A 14,144-nucleotide genomic window follows, 5' to 3' on the forward strand; every position below is an offset into this window, starting at 1 on the left:
AGCCTGACAAGCGCGCAGTCCTTTTGCCTGAGAGTTTTTGGGGCTTTACACCTTCGGCGTTGCAGGGGAAACCCGCTGCAATCTCTCCTGCGCGCAAGAGTAGACTGTCGCCAAGTTTCCGGGGGCATGCGCAGGCTGTCAAGTCAGAACCAACGACAATACCCACCGTAAACTGGCGCCCCGGTCTTGGTCCGGATTTGACCAGCAGGCCTTGGGCGAAGCTAAAGTAAAACCTTAAGAATAAAAATTACGTACTTTGGAGCAATTGCAATGTCGCAGACGGTAAAAGCTATTCGTGTAGATGCCTTTGGGGGCCCAGAAGTCTTAAAAATGATCGATCTCACCCTGCCCGAGTTGGGCGAGGGACAGGCCTTGGTCGAGCACAAGGCCTGTGGCCTGAATTACATCGACATCTATCACCGCACGGGTGTCTACCCCAATGCCCTGCCGTATTACCCCGGCATGGAGGGCTCCGGCATTGTGAAGGCTGTGGGCAAGGGGGTGAAGCACGTGAAAGTCGGCGACCGCGTGGCCTATGTGGCCACGCCCCCGGGCTCGTATTCTGAAGCTCGAGTGGTCAATGCCCAGCGGCTGATCAAGATCCCCAAGGCGATTTCTTTTGAAACGGGCGCCGCCATGATGCTAAAAGGCATGACGGCGTCTTACCTGCTCAAACGCACAGCCAACCTTCAAAAGGGCCACACCATTTTGTTCCACGCGGCGGCAGGCGGCGTGGGCTTAATCGCCATTCAGATTGCCAAGCTGATGGGCGTGACCGTGATTGGCACGGTGGGCTCGGATGAAAAAGCAAAACTTGCGAAGAAATGGGGCTGTGACCACACGATTGTCTATACCCGCGAGAACTTTGCGGAAGAGGTAAAGAAAATCACCAAGGGCCGCGGTGTAGATGTGGTCTATGACTCGGTCGGCAAAGACACTTTCCAGGGCTCTCTGGATTCGCTGCGTAAATACGGGTTGATGGTGAGCTATGGCAATGCTTCGGGCAAGGTCGCGCCGTTTACAACGGATGCCATGCGCGGGTCGCTGTTCATTACCCGGCCATCGCTCTTCCCATATATCGAGACACGCGAAGAGTTAGAACTCACCGCGAACGATTTGGTGAAGATGGTGGCGAGCAAAAAGCTGATTATTCCCGTGGAGCGGACGTATAAGCTTTCCGATGTGCAGCAGGCCCATCGTGATCTCGAGGGCCGCAAGACCACGGGTTGTTCGGTGTTGATTCCTTAAGCGTGGTAGCCGGTCACCCGATCAATTTCGTTTTTCGACCCGAGAAATACCGCCACCCGCTGGTGCAATTTCTCGGGCTGAATTTCTAGAATCCGCTTTCGGCCATTCGTTGACGCGCCGCCTGCCTGCTCCACCAGCAGGCTCATTGGGTTGGCTTCGTACATCAGGCGAAGCTTGCCGGGCTTATCAGGCTCACGGGCATCGCGTGGATACATAAAGGTGCCACCGCGTGTCAGCACGCGGTGGACATCCGCCACCATGCTGGCAATCCAGCGCATGTTGAAGTCCTTACCCAGCGGCCCCGTCTTGCCCGCCAGCATTTCATCAATGTAGCGTTTGACAGGCGGCTCCCAATGCCGCGCGTTAGATGCATTGATCGCGAACTCTTTGGTGTCTTGCGGGATCTGCATCCGCTCGGTGGTGCACCACCATTTGTGCTTATCCAGGGTAAAGGCGGTGGTGCCGTTCCCTAAGCTGATCACAAGCTGGGTCGATGGGCCATAGGCCACATAACCCGCAGCGATCTGCTGCGTGCCCGGCTGCAGGAATGCGTTCTGAATTACGGCCGCATCGGAACTTGCCGTAATGCTTGCGGGTTTTTTCAGAATCGAAAAAATGGTGCCAATCGACACATTGACATCAATGTTCGATGAACCATCTAGCGGATCAAAGAGCAGGAGATAGTCGTTGATGGCATTCGAATTGACTACCGGTGTCTCCATCTCTTCCGAGGCCACGGCAAACACACCGGCTTTTTCGCCGGCAGCAAGCAAGATGTCGTTGGCAATTACATCCAGTTTCTTTTGATGCTCGCCCTGCACGTTGTCGCTGCCGGCCTCGCCTAGAATGCCGGCCAGCGCGCCACGGCGGACTTCCTGGCTAATGGTGTCGCAGGCGGCAAGCACGCGGGTGATCACGTTGCAGAGTTCGGCGGGCGCTTTGGCCTGGGCCAGGTAATCAGAAATGTCGCTTGGCATGGCTATGCTCTATTCCGGGGTGATTTGAGAAATGATTCACAATTATCCCCATTATGAAATCCAACCCAGTAAGTCGCCAATTTGCCAGTACCGCCCGGCTGTTTTCTCAGCAGGCTTATGCGAGTCTTCGCGCTGCTCACATTGGGGTGGTGGGTGTGGGTGGGGTGGGTTCCTGGGCGGCCGAGGCCCTGTGCCGCTCTGGCGTGGGTCGACTGACCCTGGTGGATATGGACCACGTGGCCGAATCCAATCTGAATCGGCAGATTCAGGCCCTGCACTCGGGGTTAGGGGCTTCGAAAGTCCAGGCGCTCAAAGAGCGATTTGCTGATATCGCGCCCGACTGTATGGTGGCGACAGTTGATGATTTTGTAACCCCGGAGAACGTGGCTTCAATATTGAAGTCAGATGGCCCAGACATCTGGATTGACGCGACCGATGACCTTGCCGCCAAGCGGGCCATGGTTCTGTGGATGAAGGACCAAAAGCGTTTGAAGGATTTGGTGGTGAGCGGTGCGGCAGGCGGGAAGACTGACCCGACCCGTATTCAGGTGGCAGATTTATCAGAGACCGTGCAAGACGCCTTGCTCTCCAGTCTGCGGTATGACCTGCGCAAGCAGCACGGTTTTCCGCGGGAGGGCCGCATGCGCATCCAGGCGGTGTTTTCTTCGCAGCCCACGATTAAGTCGGAAGACTGCGACCCAGCCGCAAAGCTCGCCTGTGCGGGCTATGGGTCTTTGGTCACCATTACCGCCACGATGGGTATGGTTGCTGCGAACTTGGCCATGCAGTTGGCGTCCAAGTGAACAAGCCCGCATGCAATTTAAGACCCTCAGGCCAACAAAAGTCTAATTCTTGCTGTTCTTGAAGTAGTGCCCGATTCCGAATTACGTATTTCAAAAGGTAAACCCATGAGCGTCCGTGATGCACTGAACCCCGCCCTGACCACACCGGTTGTGATCCGTCGGCACGACTACCAGCCCCCAACCCATCGCGTTGATTCGGTCAGGCTTGATTTCAAATTGGGGTTGGAAGCCACTCGGGTCGTGAATGAATTTACGTTTGCGCGCACGGGCAATCAAAGCGCTTTGCGCCTGTATGGTGACGAGCTGACCTTTGTCAGTGTTGCGGTTGATGGCCGCACACTCGCGCCAACCGAATTTGATGTGTCGCCCCAACACTTAGAAATTTTTAATCTGCCAGAGTCGGGCCTGCTGCGTGTCGAGACCCTGATCAATCCCACAGCCAATACCGCCTTAATGGGGCTTTATGCATCCCGTGGTGGGCTCTTTACCCAGTGTGAGTCTGAGGGTTTTCGCCGCATTACGTACTTCTTAGATCGGCCCGATGTCATGGCCACTTACCGGGTGGTGTTGCGGGGTTCGAAAGAAGACTTCCCGGTCATGCTGTCCAACGGCAATTTGGTTTCAGAAAAAGATTTGGGCAATGGCCTGCACGAGGCCCATTGGCACGACCCCTTTCCGAAACCCAGTTATCTGTTTGCCTTGGTCGCCGCCAAGCTTGACCGAATTGAAGAGACTGTTACAACGGCAAGCGGCAAACAGGCATTGCTTCAGGTCTACACCCGTAAAGAAGACCTATCTCAAGCTGACTTTGCCATGCAGTCGCTCAAGCGCGCTATTTTCTGGGATGAGCAGCGATATGGACTCGAGCTTGATCTTGAGCGTTTCATGATCGTGGCCGTGCCGGATTTCAACTCTGGCGCGATGGAAAACAAGGGGCTGAATCTTTTTAACACCAAGTTTGTGTTGGCAGATCCGCAGTTGGCGACCGACGTGGACTATGACGGCATTGAGTCCGTGGTTGCCCATGAGTATTTCCACAACTGGACTGGCAATCGCATCACCTGCCGGGATTGGTTTCAGTTGACCTTAAAAGAGGGCCTAACGGTATTTCGGGATTCAGAGTTTTCATCTGATATGGCCGCCCAGGGGCTCTCACCCAAAGAGGCTGCCTCTGCACGGTCGGTGCGCCGAATCGATTCAGTCCGTGTGCTGCGGGCTGCGCAATTTCCGGAAGATGCTGGTCCCATGTCTCACCCGATTCGACCGGATAGCTATCAAGAAATTCGTAATTTCTACACGGCGACGGTCTATGAAAAGGGTGCCGAAGTCATTCGCATGCTTCAGACCCTGCTGTCGGTGGATGGTTTTCGCCGTGGCATGGATTTGTATTTCGCAAGGCATGATGGCCAGGCCGTGACGTGTGACGATTTTGTAGCTGCGATGTTTGATGCCAATCCTGAGCAGTCGGCAGCGTTAGTCGGTAACAGCGCAAAAGCAGCCGAACTGTTTATGCGCTGGTATGACACGTCAGGCACACCTCAAGTCCAGGTGTCAGACACCTGGGATGAGCAGTCTGGTGTTTATCAATTGCACTTCACACAGCGCATCTCAAAAACCAGCCCATCACAAAAACCGCTAATGATCCCGATTGCGCTGGGGTTGGTAGACCCAAGCGGCAACGAGATTTCATTTGCAAACGCGCAAGGATCCGCTGTGGTGTCCGCAACGGCGATAGGCAGGGTGTCAGACACCGCAGGCAAGGTGTCTGACACCCTGCCTGAAACCTCGGAAGACGAGGCCCGGATGGGCGCTGCAAAATTGCAAGGCAATCTGTTTGTATTGATGGGGGAAACTGCAAGTCTGCAGGTGCCATCAGCAAGCGGGCGGCCCACGCCGTCTCTGTTGCGCGACTTCTCGGCCCCTGTCGCGCTGAATTACGACTATTCGGAAGGTCAGCTCTTGCATCTGCTGGCCCATGATGCAGACCCTTTTAATCGTTGGGAGGCAGGGCAACGGCTGATGTTGGGCGAGATTTTGAAAAGTGCGGCTGTATCAGTAGCGGTGTCAGGCACGGTGTCAGACACCTCTGGGGGGAATGCCCTGGAGGGTGTCTCAGGGGAATCGCTTGCGCCAATTTTGAATGCCTTTAAATCAATCGTTGCCGATTCAACGCTGGACAATGCTTATAAGGCGGCGATGTTGACGTTGCCCTCTGAGCAATACATTGCGGAGCAGGTTGATGTGATTGAACCCCAGGCAATTCGCAATGCGCGCAATAGTCTGCGTTTGGCCTTAGCCAAGCACCTCAAGCTTGAGCTCCAGGCAATTGATCAGGCATTGCGCACACCGCCGGGCTCGACCTATTCGCCCGACCCCATCTCAACAGGCCGTCGATCCCTTGCCAATCTGGCCCAGCACTGGCTTGCGGTATCCGGCGAACTCACGGCAAAGGATTTGTTAGCTCGTTATCAGTCCGTCACCAACATGACCGATCGTATGGCGGTATTGCAGGCACTCGTAGAAGTGGGCGGTCCAGAGTCGGAAGAAGCGTTGGGGCTTTATTTAGAGCAGTTCAAAGAACACGCGTTAGCTTTGGACAAATGGTTCACGGTGCAGGTCACCATGACATCTGACACGGCGTTAGACGTGGTGAATCGCCTGCTCACCCATCCACAGTTTGATGCGGCCAATCCCAATCGTGTCCGCTCGGTATTGGGGGCATTTTTCCACCAAAATCTGGCGGGTTTTCACCGTGCCGATGGCCGGGGCTATGCGCTTTGGGCTGAGCAGGTGATTGCGATTGATCGGAAGAACTCTCAATTGGCATCTCGCATGGCCCGCGCACTGGATCGCTGGTCTCGATTCGAACCCGTTCGCAAAGCCGCTATGAAGCAGGCCCTTGAGCAAGTCGCGGCAGATGAGAAACTCTCACCCGATGTGCGCGAGGTGGTCTCGAAGGCGCTTTCCTAGATGACGACCTGGATCATCTTCTGTCGCGTTGTCGACCACTTTGGTGATGCCGGGTTTTGTTGGCGCTTGTCCGTGGCTTTGCGCCAACTTGGCATTGATCGTGTGATTCTGGTGATTGATCGATTAAATGTCTTGGATGATCTGCGGGGTAGTCAGCGTGTTGATGGCGTGATGGTCATGCCCTGGAATGTGGTGGAAGAGCGGTGGGCCCAGCATGGTGTGCCCCCCGAGCATCAGGCGGATGTGGTGATCGAGGCCTTTGCCTGCAATCCACCGATTGCTTACCTGCAGTCACTCAAACCTAATGCGCAATGGTTAACGCTGGATTATTTGGCAACAGAACCCTGGGCGGATTCCGTCCATGGTCAGCTGTCCCCATCGCCCGCGTTAAATCACCCTGCAGCCAAGACCCGCCGCTGGGCCGTACCTGGTTTTTCTGCAGGAACCGGCGGACTCTTGCACGGCAGTTGGCGCCATATCTTGCCCACTGAGCGCCGGGCCTGGCGGGCACGACTGGCCGGCCAGCCCATTGAAGACGATGTCTTCTTGGTGTTGGCTTTCGGCTATCAAGATGCACCATGGTCAGAGTTAGAAAAGCTGCTCGCAGAGCAACTGCCCACAGGTTTTTCGAGTTATCGATTCTGGCGACCCAAGGGCATTGAATACGCTCAGTTGGCGTTTGACCAGATCTTGCAGTCCTGTGACCTGAACTTCGTTCGGGGTGAAGACTCGTTTGTGCGGGCCCACTGGGCATCGGCTGGCCCGTGGCAGGTCCCCTTTGTCTGGCAGCCCTATCGCCAAGAGGACAAGGCCCATGGCCATAAGCTGGCGGGCTGGCTCAATCAGATGGTCTGCAGCCCCGCCTTAAAGCCATTGGAAGCCATGCATTGGGCTTGGAACGGCATTCGGCCAACCGATGCCTACGAGACCCTGACACTGGCCCAGGCCTGGCGGGGGCTTGCAGGTCAGCTCGACAAGGTCTCAGACGGCCTTCACCATGCCTGCTTGGGGTTGGCTGGGCGGCCCAGCTTAGAGGAACATCTGATCGGCATGGCTAACTCGTCCGATTTGACCAAAAAAACTTGATAAAGTAAGGAAAAATCCTTACAATCTGTGCTGCAAACAGGAGACATCCCATGCCCGCGATCGAAGAAGTGGCCACCATCACGTCAAAAGGTCAAATCACCTTACCCAAAGCCATCCGCCAAGCATTGGGTGTGGACTATGGTGGCAAGGTTGCCTTCGCCCTCCAGGGCTCGCGGGTGATCGTTACCCGGGCCCAGGATTCAGCGCATGAAGACCCCGCCATTGGTAGTTTCTTGGCACTATTAGAGTCGGATATCCGGGCGGGCAAGCGCGTCACGACCCTGCCAGATGACCTGGTAAATGCCATGCTGGCGACCTTAAAACAACCCGCAGACTTGACCAGTGAGATTGAAGGCGACGTGGCACTGTGATTCAACGACATGGGTGGACGCTGCTCTTTCACGAGTGTTTGGTGGAGCAGCTCCGCAGGCTTCATGCTGCCGTTACGCGTGTTCAGCAAAAAGACCCGAGTGGCTTTGAGTCAAATGCCAATACTCGGCTGTTTGCTGCGCTGTCAAAGTTGATTTTTGAGACGGTGCCCAGCGATCCAAATCGCGAGGAATATCGTCAGGGCAACACTAAGGTAACTGCCTTTCGCCACTGGCGGCGGGCGAAAGTTGGGCGTCGATTTAGGTTATTTTTTCGATTTGATTCGAAAGCCAAGATCATCGTATTTGCCTGGGTTAACGACGAAAACGGCCTGCGCTCTTCGGGGAGCAAAACCGACCCCTACGTTGTTTTTCAAAGGATGCTTGAGCGGGGGCACCCCCCGGACGATTGGTCTAAGTTGGTCTTGGAAAGCCAAGAAGACTGGCAATAAGCCAAAAAACCGGGCCTGAAACGGCTAGAATTAAGGGTTTCGCGCAAGCCCGCTCCAGTAAGGTGACAATTTCGAATCTGAGTCGGCAGCCTGGCATTGGCAGGGCCAGCACGCGCCCCTTCAAAAATCTTTTGGAACAAGTTTTATGAAAATCGCACAAGAACTCCGCGTTGGCAACGTCGTTATGGTCGGCGCCGACCCCATGGTCGTTTTAAAGACCGAATACAACAAGTCTGGCCGTAATGCCGCCGTTGTGAAATTGAAGATGAAAAATTTGCTCTCCGGCTCTGGCCAAGAGACGGTTTATAAAGCCGATGAAAAATTCGACACCGTGGTGCTGGACCGCAAGGAAGTCACGTACTCCTATTTTGCAGACCCCATGTATGTCTTCATGGATGCCGATTACAACCAGTACGAAGTCGAAGCCGAGTCCATGGGCGATGCACTGAACTACGTGGAAGAGGGCATGGCCTGTGAAGCAGTCTTTTACGAGGGCCGCGCCATCTCGGTGGAACTGCCCACCACGGTTGTGCGTGAAGTGGCTTACACCGAGCCTGCTGTGAAGGGTGATACTTCTGGCAAGGTCATGAAGCCAGCACGTATTGCGCCCACGAATTTTGAAATCTCCGTGCCCGCGTTTGTGGACATTGGCGACAAAATCGAAATCGATACCCGCACCGCTGAATACCGTAACCGGGTGAAGTAATTCCAAGGCCCGTTACAACGGGCCTTGATGTAGTTCTTCATAACAGAGGCGCTCCTGTCCGATGGCAAACGATAGTTTTCTAAAAGAAGTCGAAGCCGTTGTTGGAGCGGCCTATGTCAAGACCAAACCGGCGGATGTAGAAAATTATTCCGTCGATTGGAAAAAGCGCTATTTCGGTAAACCTCTAGCGGTCGTATTACCTGCCAACACCGAGCAGGTGGCCGCTGTTGTTCAGCTCGCTAACCAATATCAAGTTGGCCTGGTTCCCCAGGGCGGTAATACCGGCTTGACTGGTGCCGGTGTGCCCGATGACTCCGGCACTCAGGTGGTGCTGTCTTTGTCACGCCTGAAAGCCATTCGCGCTAAAGATACAGAAAACAAAACACTCACGTTAGAAGTCGGCATCACCTTGCAGCAGGTTCAAGAGATCGCCGATAGCATGGGCCTGTTGTTTCCCTTAAGTCTGGGTGCCGAAGGCACCGCAACGATCGGTGGAAATCTCTCGACCAATGCGGGCGGTACTGGCGTGCTTCGTTATGGTAACGCCCGCGATCTCTGCCTGGGAGTTGAGGTGGTCACTGCAACTGGCGAAGTCTGGAACGGTCTGCGGGCCCTGCGCAAAGACAACACTGGCTATGACTTGCGCGATCTGTTTGTGGGTAGCGAAGGCACGCTTGGCATTATTACCGCTGCTGTCTTAAAGCTGTTTCCGAAGCCGGCCGGAGTCATGACTGCACTGGCCCAGGTGAGTGGCCCGAAAGACGCATTACGGCTTTTGCAGATTGCACAAAAGCGGTGTGACGCAGCACTGACTGGCTTTGAGTTCATGGCAAGCACAAGCACTCAGTTTGTCACGACCTATTACCCCGATGTCGCCCGGTTTGCCTTCCCAATTATTGGTGGTGGCGACAGCGGCGTTCCGCTATCAGACTGTGTGCTTCTGGAGATCTCCCATCCAGAGTCTGAGCAGGCGGCGACACAAATGTTAGAGGCGGTGATGGAGCAGGCGATTGAAGAAAGCATTGTGAGTGATGCCATCGTTGCCCAATCGCAAAGCCAGGCCAAAGCCATGTGGCATATGCGGGAGACGATCACACTCGGTGCAGCTGAGGATGGCGCGCAAGCGAAGCATGATATTGCAGTGCCAATTTCATCGATTTTGGACTTTATCGAGCAGATGGATGCCGAGCTTTTGGCTGCTTATCCCGGTGTTCGTATCAGCAACTTTGGCCACTTTGGTGATGGCAACCTGCATTACAACATCGCCCCACCGGCAGCTTTAGCGGTGGGTAAAACACGGGCAGAGCGTCACGCGGCGTTCAACGATTACTTGGCCAAGTTTGAGGACGATATTCACAAGCGGGTCCATGATCGTGTGGCAAGCCTCAATGGTTCAATTAGCGCGGAACATGGCCTGGGTGTAATGCGCCGGGACGAGGCCAAGCGTTATAAAAGCCCGATAGAGCTGCAATTGATGAAGACCATCAAGCAGGCGCTCGACCCCAAGGGGATTCTGAATCCGGGGAAAGTGCTTTAGGGTGTTGACGCGCCTCTCATAATAGCTAAAATGGCTAATTATGACCAAACGGAGGGCGGTCCCATGAGAGTTACGGCAACAGAAGCAAAAAATCGTTTCGGAGCGATTTGTGCTCAAGCAAAGGCTGAGCCCGTCTTTGTAGAAAAAGACGGAAGGGTGGACACGGTTGTGCTATCCGTTGAGGCATTTGAGCAGCTGCGCGCCCAAAGTGAGCAGAAGTCTATCGAGGCCCGCCGTTCAGAGTTCGAGAAAAAACACGCCAAATGGTTTTCTCAGCAGGTGAAAGACATCGAGACCTATGGTGTCTGGTCTGATGGACTTCGCGTTTGGTAGGGGTTTATGCAGTACGACGTTTACCCCAATCCAAGTTCTGGAACGCGTGAGATTTATCCATATGTTGTGGACGTTCAAAGTGATCTGTTAAGTAATTTTCAAACACGACTAGTGATTCCGCTGAGATTACACGAGTCAGATCTGGACGATTTACCGAATCGAATGTCACCAGTTTTTGTAATCAAAAATACCAGGGTATTTTTAACCCCAAATTTGGCAACTGCAATTCATAAAAAAAATCTCAAAAAGTCTGTTGCGAATCTGCGTTCTCAATCACACGAAATTACCTCCGCTATCGACTCCGTTATTTCCGGTGTCTGACATCTTTGGGCGAGGAAAGAAAAATTTATGGCCGCATCATCAATCATCCCAGTGATTCTCTCCGGCGGTTCAGGATCCCGGCTCTGGCCACTATCGCGTGCGCTTCGCCCAAAGCAATTTCTTGGCCTGACCGATGAGCTCACACTCTTTCAGTTAACGCTTGAGCGGCTGCGCGGCTTGGTGGACCCCCTGCAACCCATCGTGGTTGCGAATGATGATCACCGGTTCTTGGTCGCGGAGCAGTGCTTAGAGCACGGTGTGAAGCCCAGCGCATTAATTCTGGAGCCAATCGCCCGCAATACGGCACCAGCAATCGCGGCGGCTGCGTTAGCAGCCAAGGCACACGCAGGGGCTCAGAACGCAGACCCAGTGTTACTCGTGCTGCCATCCGACCATGTCTTTAAAAACAATCAAGCCTTTCAGCAAGCAGTTCGCGTTGGTGAGCAGGCGGCCCTTGCGGGCGCGATGGTCACGTTTGGTATTGTGCCAACCGCGCCAGAGACCGGTTATGGCTATGTGAAAGCATCCGCCAGTCAGACTGCGGCGCACGTGACACCCGGCAGCCAAGCCGTGGAAGCCTTTGTAGAAAAACCAAATCTCGAGACCGCGAAAAAGTATTTAGCCAGCGGTAATTATTTTTGGAACAGCGGCATGTTTATGTTCCGGGCATCTACCTATCTCGCTGAGTTGAAGAGCCACAACCCCGCCATGTATGCCGCCTGCGAGCAGGCCTTAGCCCTTGCAAAGAAAGATTTGGATTTCGTTCGGCTAGACAAAGACACATTTGCCCAGAGCCCGTCTGACTCCATTGACTATGCCGTGATGGAGAAAACCAAAAAGGCAGTGGTCGTGCCGCTTGATGCGGGCTGGAGCGATGTCGGTGCCTGGTCCGCCGTATGGGAAGTGTTACCCCAGGATGCAAACGGTAACCCGGTGCGTGGCGATGTCATGGTTGAGGGCTCTAAGAACTGTTATGTCCATGCCGATTACCGGTTGGTGTCATTGCTGGGTGTGGAAAATGTGGTGGTGATTGAGACATCTGATGCGGTCTTGGTCGCCCATAAAGACAAGGCTCAGGATGTGAAAAAGCTTGTCGATCGGCTAAAAGCAGAGGGCCGCAGCGAAGTCCAAATGCACCGCGAAGTCTTTCGCCCCTGGGGCTCTTACGACTCGGTTGATAATGGCCACCGTTATCAGGTCAAACGCATTACGGTGAAACCCGGTGCCAAACTGTCACTGCAGATGCATCATCACCGCGCTGAGCACTGGGTGGTGGTCAGTGGTACAGCGAAAGTCCGCCTTGGTGATAAAGATGTGTTGCTCAGCGAAAACCAATCGATTTATATTCCGATCGGTGAAGTCCACTCGCTTGAAAACCCGGGCAAGGTTAACCTAGAACTGATCGAAGTTCAGTCGGGCTCTTACCTGGGTGAAGACGACATTGTTCGGCTGGAAGACAAGTACGGCCGGGCTTAATCTACGCCAAATAAATCACGGGTGTAGACCTTAGCGGTTACATCCCGAATGTCTGCCGTGATTCGGTTGGCCACGATCAAATCTGCCTGCGCCTTAAATTGTTCCAAATCATTGACAACACGAGAGCGATAAAAATCGGGCTCTTGTAAGACGGGCTCGTACACAATTACCTCGATGCCTTTGGCCTTGAGCCGCTTCATAATCCCTTGCACACTGCTGGCCCGATAGTTATCGCTACCGGCCTTCATCACCAGGCGATAAATACCCACTACCTGGGGGTTGTGTTTCAGGATGTCAAAGGCAATCACATCTTTGCGGGTGCTATTGGCATCCACAATCGCCGAAATTAAATTGTTGGGGACTTGATCAAAGTTGGCCAACAGTTGCTTGGTGTCTTTGGGAAGACAGTAACCTCCGTAGCCAAAAGATGGATTGTTGTAGTGCTGGCCAATTCGTGGGTCAAGACACACACCATCAATAATCTGCCGGGAGTCGAGCCCATGAGACATGGCATAGCTATCGAGTTCATTGAAGTAGGCCACACGCATGGCCAGATATGTATTCGCAAATAGCTTAATGGCCTCTGCTTCGGTGCTGCCCGTGAGCAAAACGGGAATGTCTTTCTTAAGGGCGCCCTGCACTAGCAAATCTGCGACCATTTGGCCGCGCGGGGAATTTTCCCCCACCACGACACGGGATGGGTGCAGATTGTCGTAGAGCGCCCGGCCTTCCCGAAGAAACTCTGGTGAAAAGATCAGATTTTGGGTGCCGTATTTTTCTCGCATCCGGCTGGTAAAACCAACCGGTATAGTCGATTTGATCACCATAAGTGCTGCTGGATTGGCCTTCATCACCGCTTCAATGACGGACTCGACGGTTTTGGTATTGAAGTAGTTGGTCTGCGGATCGTAATCGGTTGGCGTGGCAATAATGACCAGTTCTGCGTTGGCGTAGGCAGCATGGGCATCCAGTGTTGCCGATAGATTCAAGGGTTTATTGGCCAGATAGTCTTCTAGCTCTGCGTCTTCGATGGGGCTTTCTCGCCGATTAATCATGTCCACCTTCTCTGGCACGATATCGACTGCGACAACATGGTGATTTTGGGCAAGGAGCACTGCGTTGCTCATGCCGACATAACCGGTTCCTGCGATAGCGATATTCATAGTTTTAAATATGGTGAAAAGTTGAACTTATCATTTTTGAGTGAAGCGGATATTACAGGCCCAACGTCCGTGGGTTAGGGGCAACAATTAAAGACTCTGGCTGCTTTGGCGGTTGGTTTAGTCAGTCAAACAGTTTGGCCGACTTGAGCGTTGGCGCCGCCTGGTCCTTGGGAGATAACTGAAGGGTACCAAGTACCTCTTTAGGCCACTCGATACCAATCGTTGGGTCGTTCCAGGCCACGCTGGCTTCCGACTCCGGTGCATAGAAATCCGTCGTTTTGTAAAGAAAATCGGTGCTGTCTTCCAGCGTGACAAAGCCGTGGCCAAACCCCGGTGGAATCCAGAGCATTTCCCCGCCAGTGGCAGTCAATGTGTGGCCAACCCATTTGCCAAAAGTGGGGGATGATCGGCGCAGATCCACTGCCACATCAAAGGCAGAGCCATTGGCGACCCGCACCAGCTTTCCCTGGACATGGGGCGCTAATTGGTAGTGAATACCGCGCAGTACACCCTTGCTGGAGCGCGAGTGATTGTCTTGCACGAATATCGGATTTAAGCCGGTGGACTGGGCAAAAGTTTTTGCGTTAAAGCTTTCCACAAAAAAACCACGGGCATCGCCAAAGACTTTGTTTGTGATGAGTAGCACATCCTTAAACGGTTCAAGTGGTGTGACGTTTAGTACGGCAGAGCTCATCGCTGATTTG

At 53.9% G+C, this 14,144-nt stretch carries 13 protein-coding genes and 1 riboswitch; of the genes, 10 read left to right on the top strand and 3 right to left on the bottom strand.

All coding sequences use genetic code 11. The features are described from left to right. Positions 1–5: 5 nt before the first annotated feature. Positions 6–100, bottom strand: a riboswitch (glycine riboswitch). A gap of 170 nt (positions 101–270) precedes the next feature. After that, the gene (locus AOB54_01405; protein ID WVN42065.1) at positions 271–1,248 is read left to right on the top strand and encodes a quinone oxidoreductase; all 978 of its coding nucleotides are present in this window, start codon (positions 271–273) and stop codon (positions 1,246–1,248) included. Here the strand turns inward: AOB54_01405 and AOB54_01410 are convergent. Next, positions 1,245–2,225, bottom strand: coding sequence for a class 1 fructose-bisphosphatase (locus tag AOB54_01410; GenBank protein ID WVN42066.1), 981 nt, complete (start codon positions 2,223–2,225; stop codon positions 1,245–1,247). The genes AOB54_01405 and AOB54_01410 overlap by 4 nt on opposite strands. Positions 2,226–2,278: 53 nt before the next feature. Here AOB54_01410 and AOB54_01415 point away from each other — a divergent pair, with 53 nt between their 5' ends. From AOB54_01415 to AOB54_01455, 9 genes are all read left to right on the top strand, one after another. After that, positions 2,279–3,028, top strand: a complete 750-nt coding sequence (locus AOB54_01415) for a tRNA threonylcarbamoyladenosine dehydratase (GenBank protein WVN42067.1) — start codon at positions 2,279–2,281, stop codon at positions 3,026–3,028. Between the two features lie 105 nt (positions 3,029–3,133). After that, complete coding sequence (gene pepN, locus AOB54_01420; GenBank protein ID WVN42068.1) at positions 3,134–5,998, top strand: aminopeptidase N; 2,865 nt, start codon at positions 3,134–3,136, stop codon at positions 5,996–5,998. Then, on the top strand, positions 5,999–7,084 hold the full coding sequence (gene earP, locus AOB54_01425) for an elongation factor P maturation arginine rhamnosyltransferase EarP (protein ID WVN42069.1): 1,086 nt from the start codon (positions 5,999–6,001) through the stop codon (positions 7,082–7,084). Between the two features lie 50 nt (positions 7,085–7,134). Continuing rightward, the gene (locus AOB54_01430) at positions 7,135–7,455 is read left to right on the top strand and encodes a type II toxin-antitoxin system PrlF family antitoxin (protein ID WVN42070.1); all 321 of its coding nucleotides are present in this window, start codon (positions 7,135–7,137) and stop codon (positions 7,453–7,455) included. Next, positions 7,455–7,904, top strand: coding sequence for a type II toxin-antitoxin system YhaV family toxin (locus tag AOB54_01435; GenBank protein ID WVN42732.1), 450 nt, complete (start codon positions 7,455–7,457; stop codon positions 7,902–7,904). The genes AOB54_01430 and AOB54_01435 overlap by 1 nt, the downstream gene beginning before the upstream one ends. Before the next feature lie 145 nt (positions 7,905–8,049). Further along, complete coding sequence (gene efp, locus AOB54_01440; GenBank protein WVN42071.1) at positions 8,050–8,610, top strand: elongation factor P; 561 nt, start codon at positions 8,050–8,052, stop codon at positions 8,608–8,610. A 61-nt stretch (positions 8,611–8,671) separates the two neighbouring features. Then, the gene (locus AOB54_01445) at positions 8,672–10,147 is read left to right on the top strand and encodes an FAD-binding oxidoreductase (protein WVN42072.1); all 1,476 of its coding nucleotides are present in this window, start codon (positions 8,672–8,674) and stop codon (positions 10,145–10,147) included. A gap of 63 nt (positions 10,148–10,210) precedes the next feature. Next, positions 10,211–10,480 carry a type II toxin-antitoxin system Phd/YefM family antitoxin gene (locus AOB54_01450; GenBank protein ID WVN42073.1) on the top strand — a complete coding sequence of 90 codons (270 nt, stop codon included), beginning with the start codon at positions 10,211–10,213 and terminating at the stop codon, positions 10,478–10,480. A gap of 348 nt (positions 10,481–10,828) precedes the next feature. Next, complete coding sequence (locus AOB54_01455) at positions 10,829–12,277, top strand: mannose-1-phosphate guanylyltransferase/mannose-6-phosphate isomerase (GenBank protein ID WVN42074.1); 1,449 nt, start codon at positions 10,829–10,831, stop codon at positions 12,275–12,277. Here AOB54_01455 and AOB54_01460 read toward each other — a convergent pair. Then, the gene (locus AOB54_01460) at positions 12,274–13,440 is read right to left on the bottom strand and encodes a nucleotide sugar dehydrogenase (GenBank protein WVN42075.1); all 1,167 of its coding nucleotides are present in this window, start codon (positions 13,438–13,440) and stop codon (positions 12,274–12,276) included. The genes AOB54_01455 and AOB54_01460 overlap by 4 nt on opposite strands. 121 nt (positions 13,441–13,561) lie before the next feature. Continuing rightward, on the bottom strand, positions 13,562–14,134 hold the full coding sequence (gene rfbC / locus AOB54_01465) for a dTDP-4-dehydrorhamnose 3,5-epimerase (GenBank protein ID WVN42076.1): 573 nt from the start codon (positions 14,132–14,134) through the stop codon (positions 13,562–13,564). Positions 14,135–14,144: the final 10 nt, after the last annotated feature.

Source organism: beta proteobacterium MWH-UniP1, from assembly GCA_036362785.1.
Lineage (GTDB): Bacteria > Pseudomonadota > Gammaproteobacteria > Burkholderiales > Burkholderiaceae_A > Lacustribacter.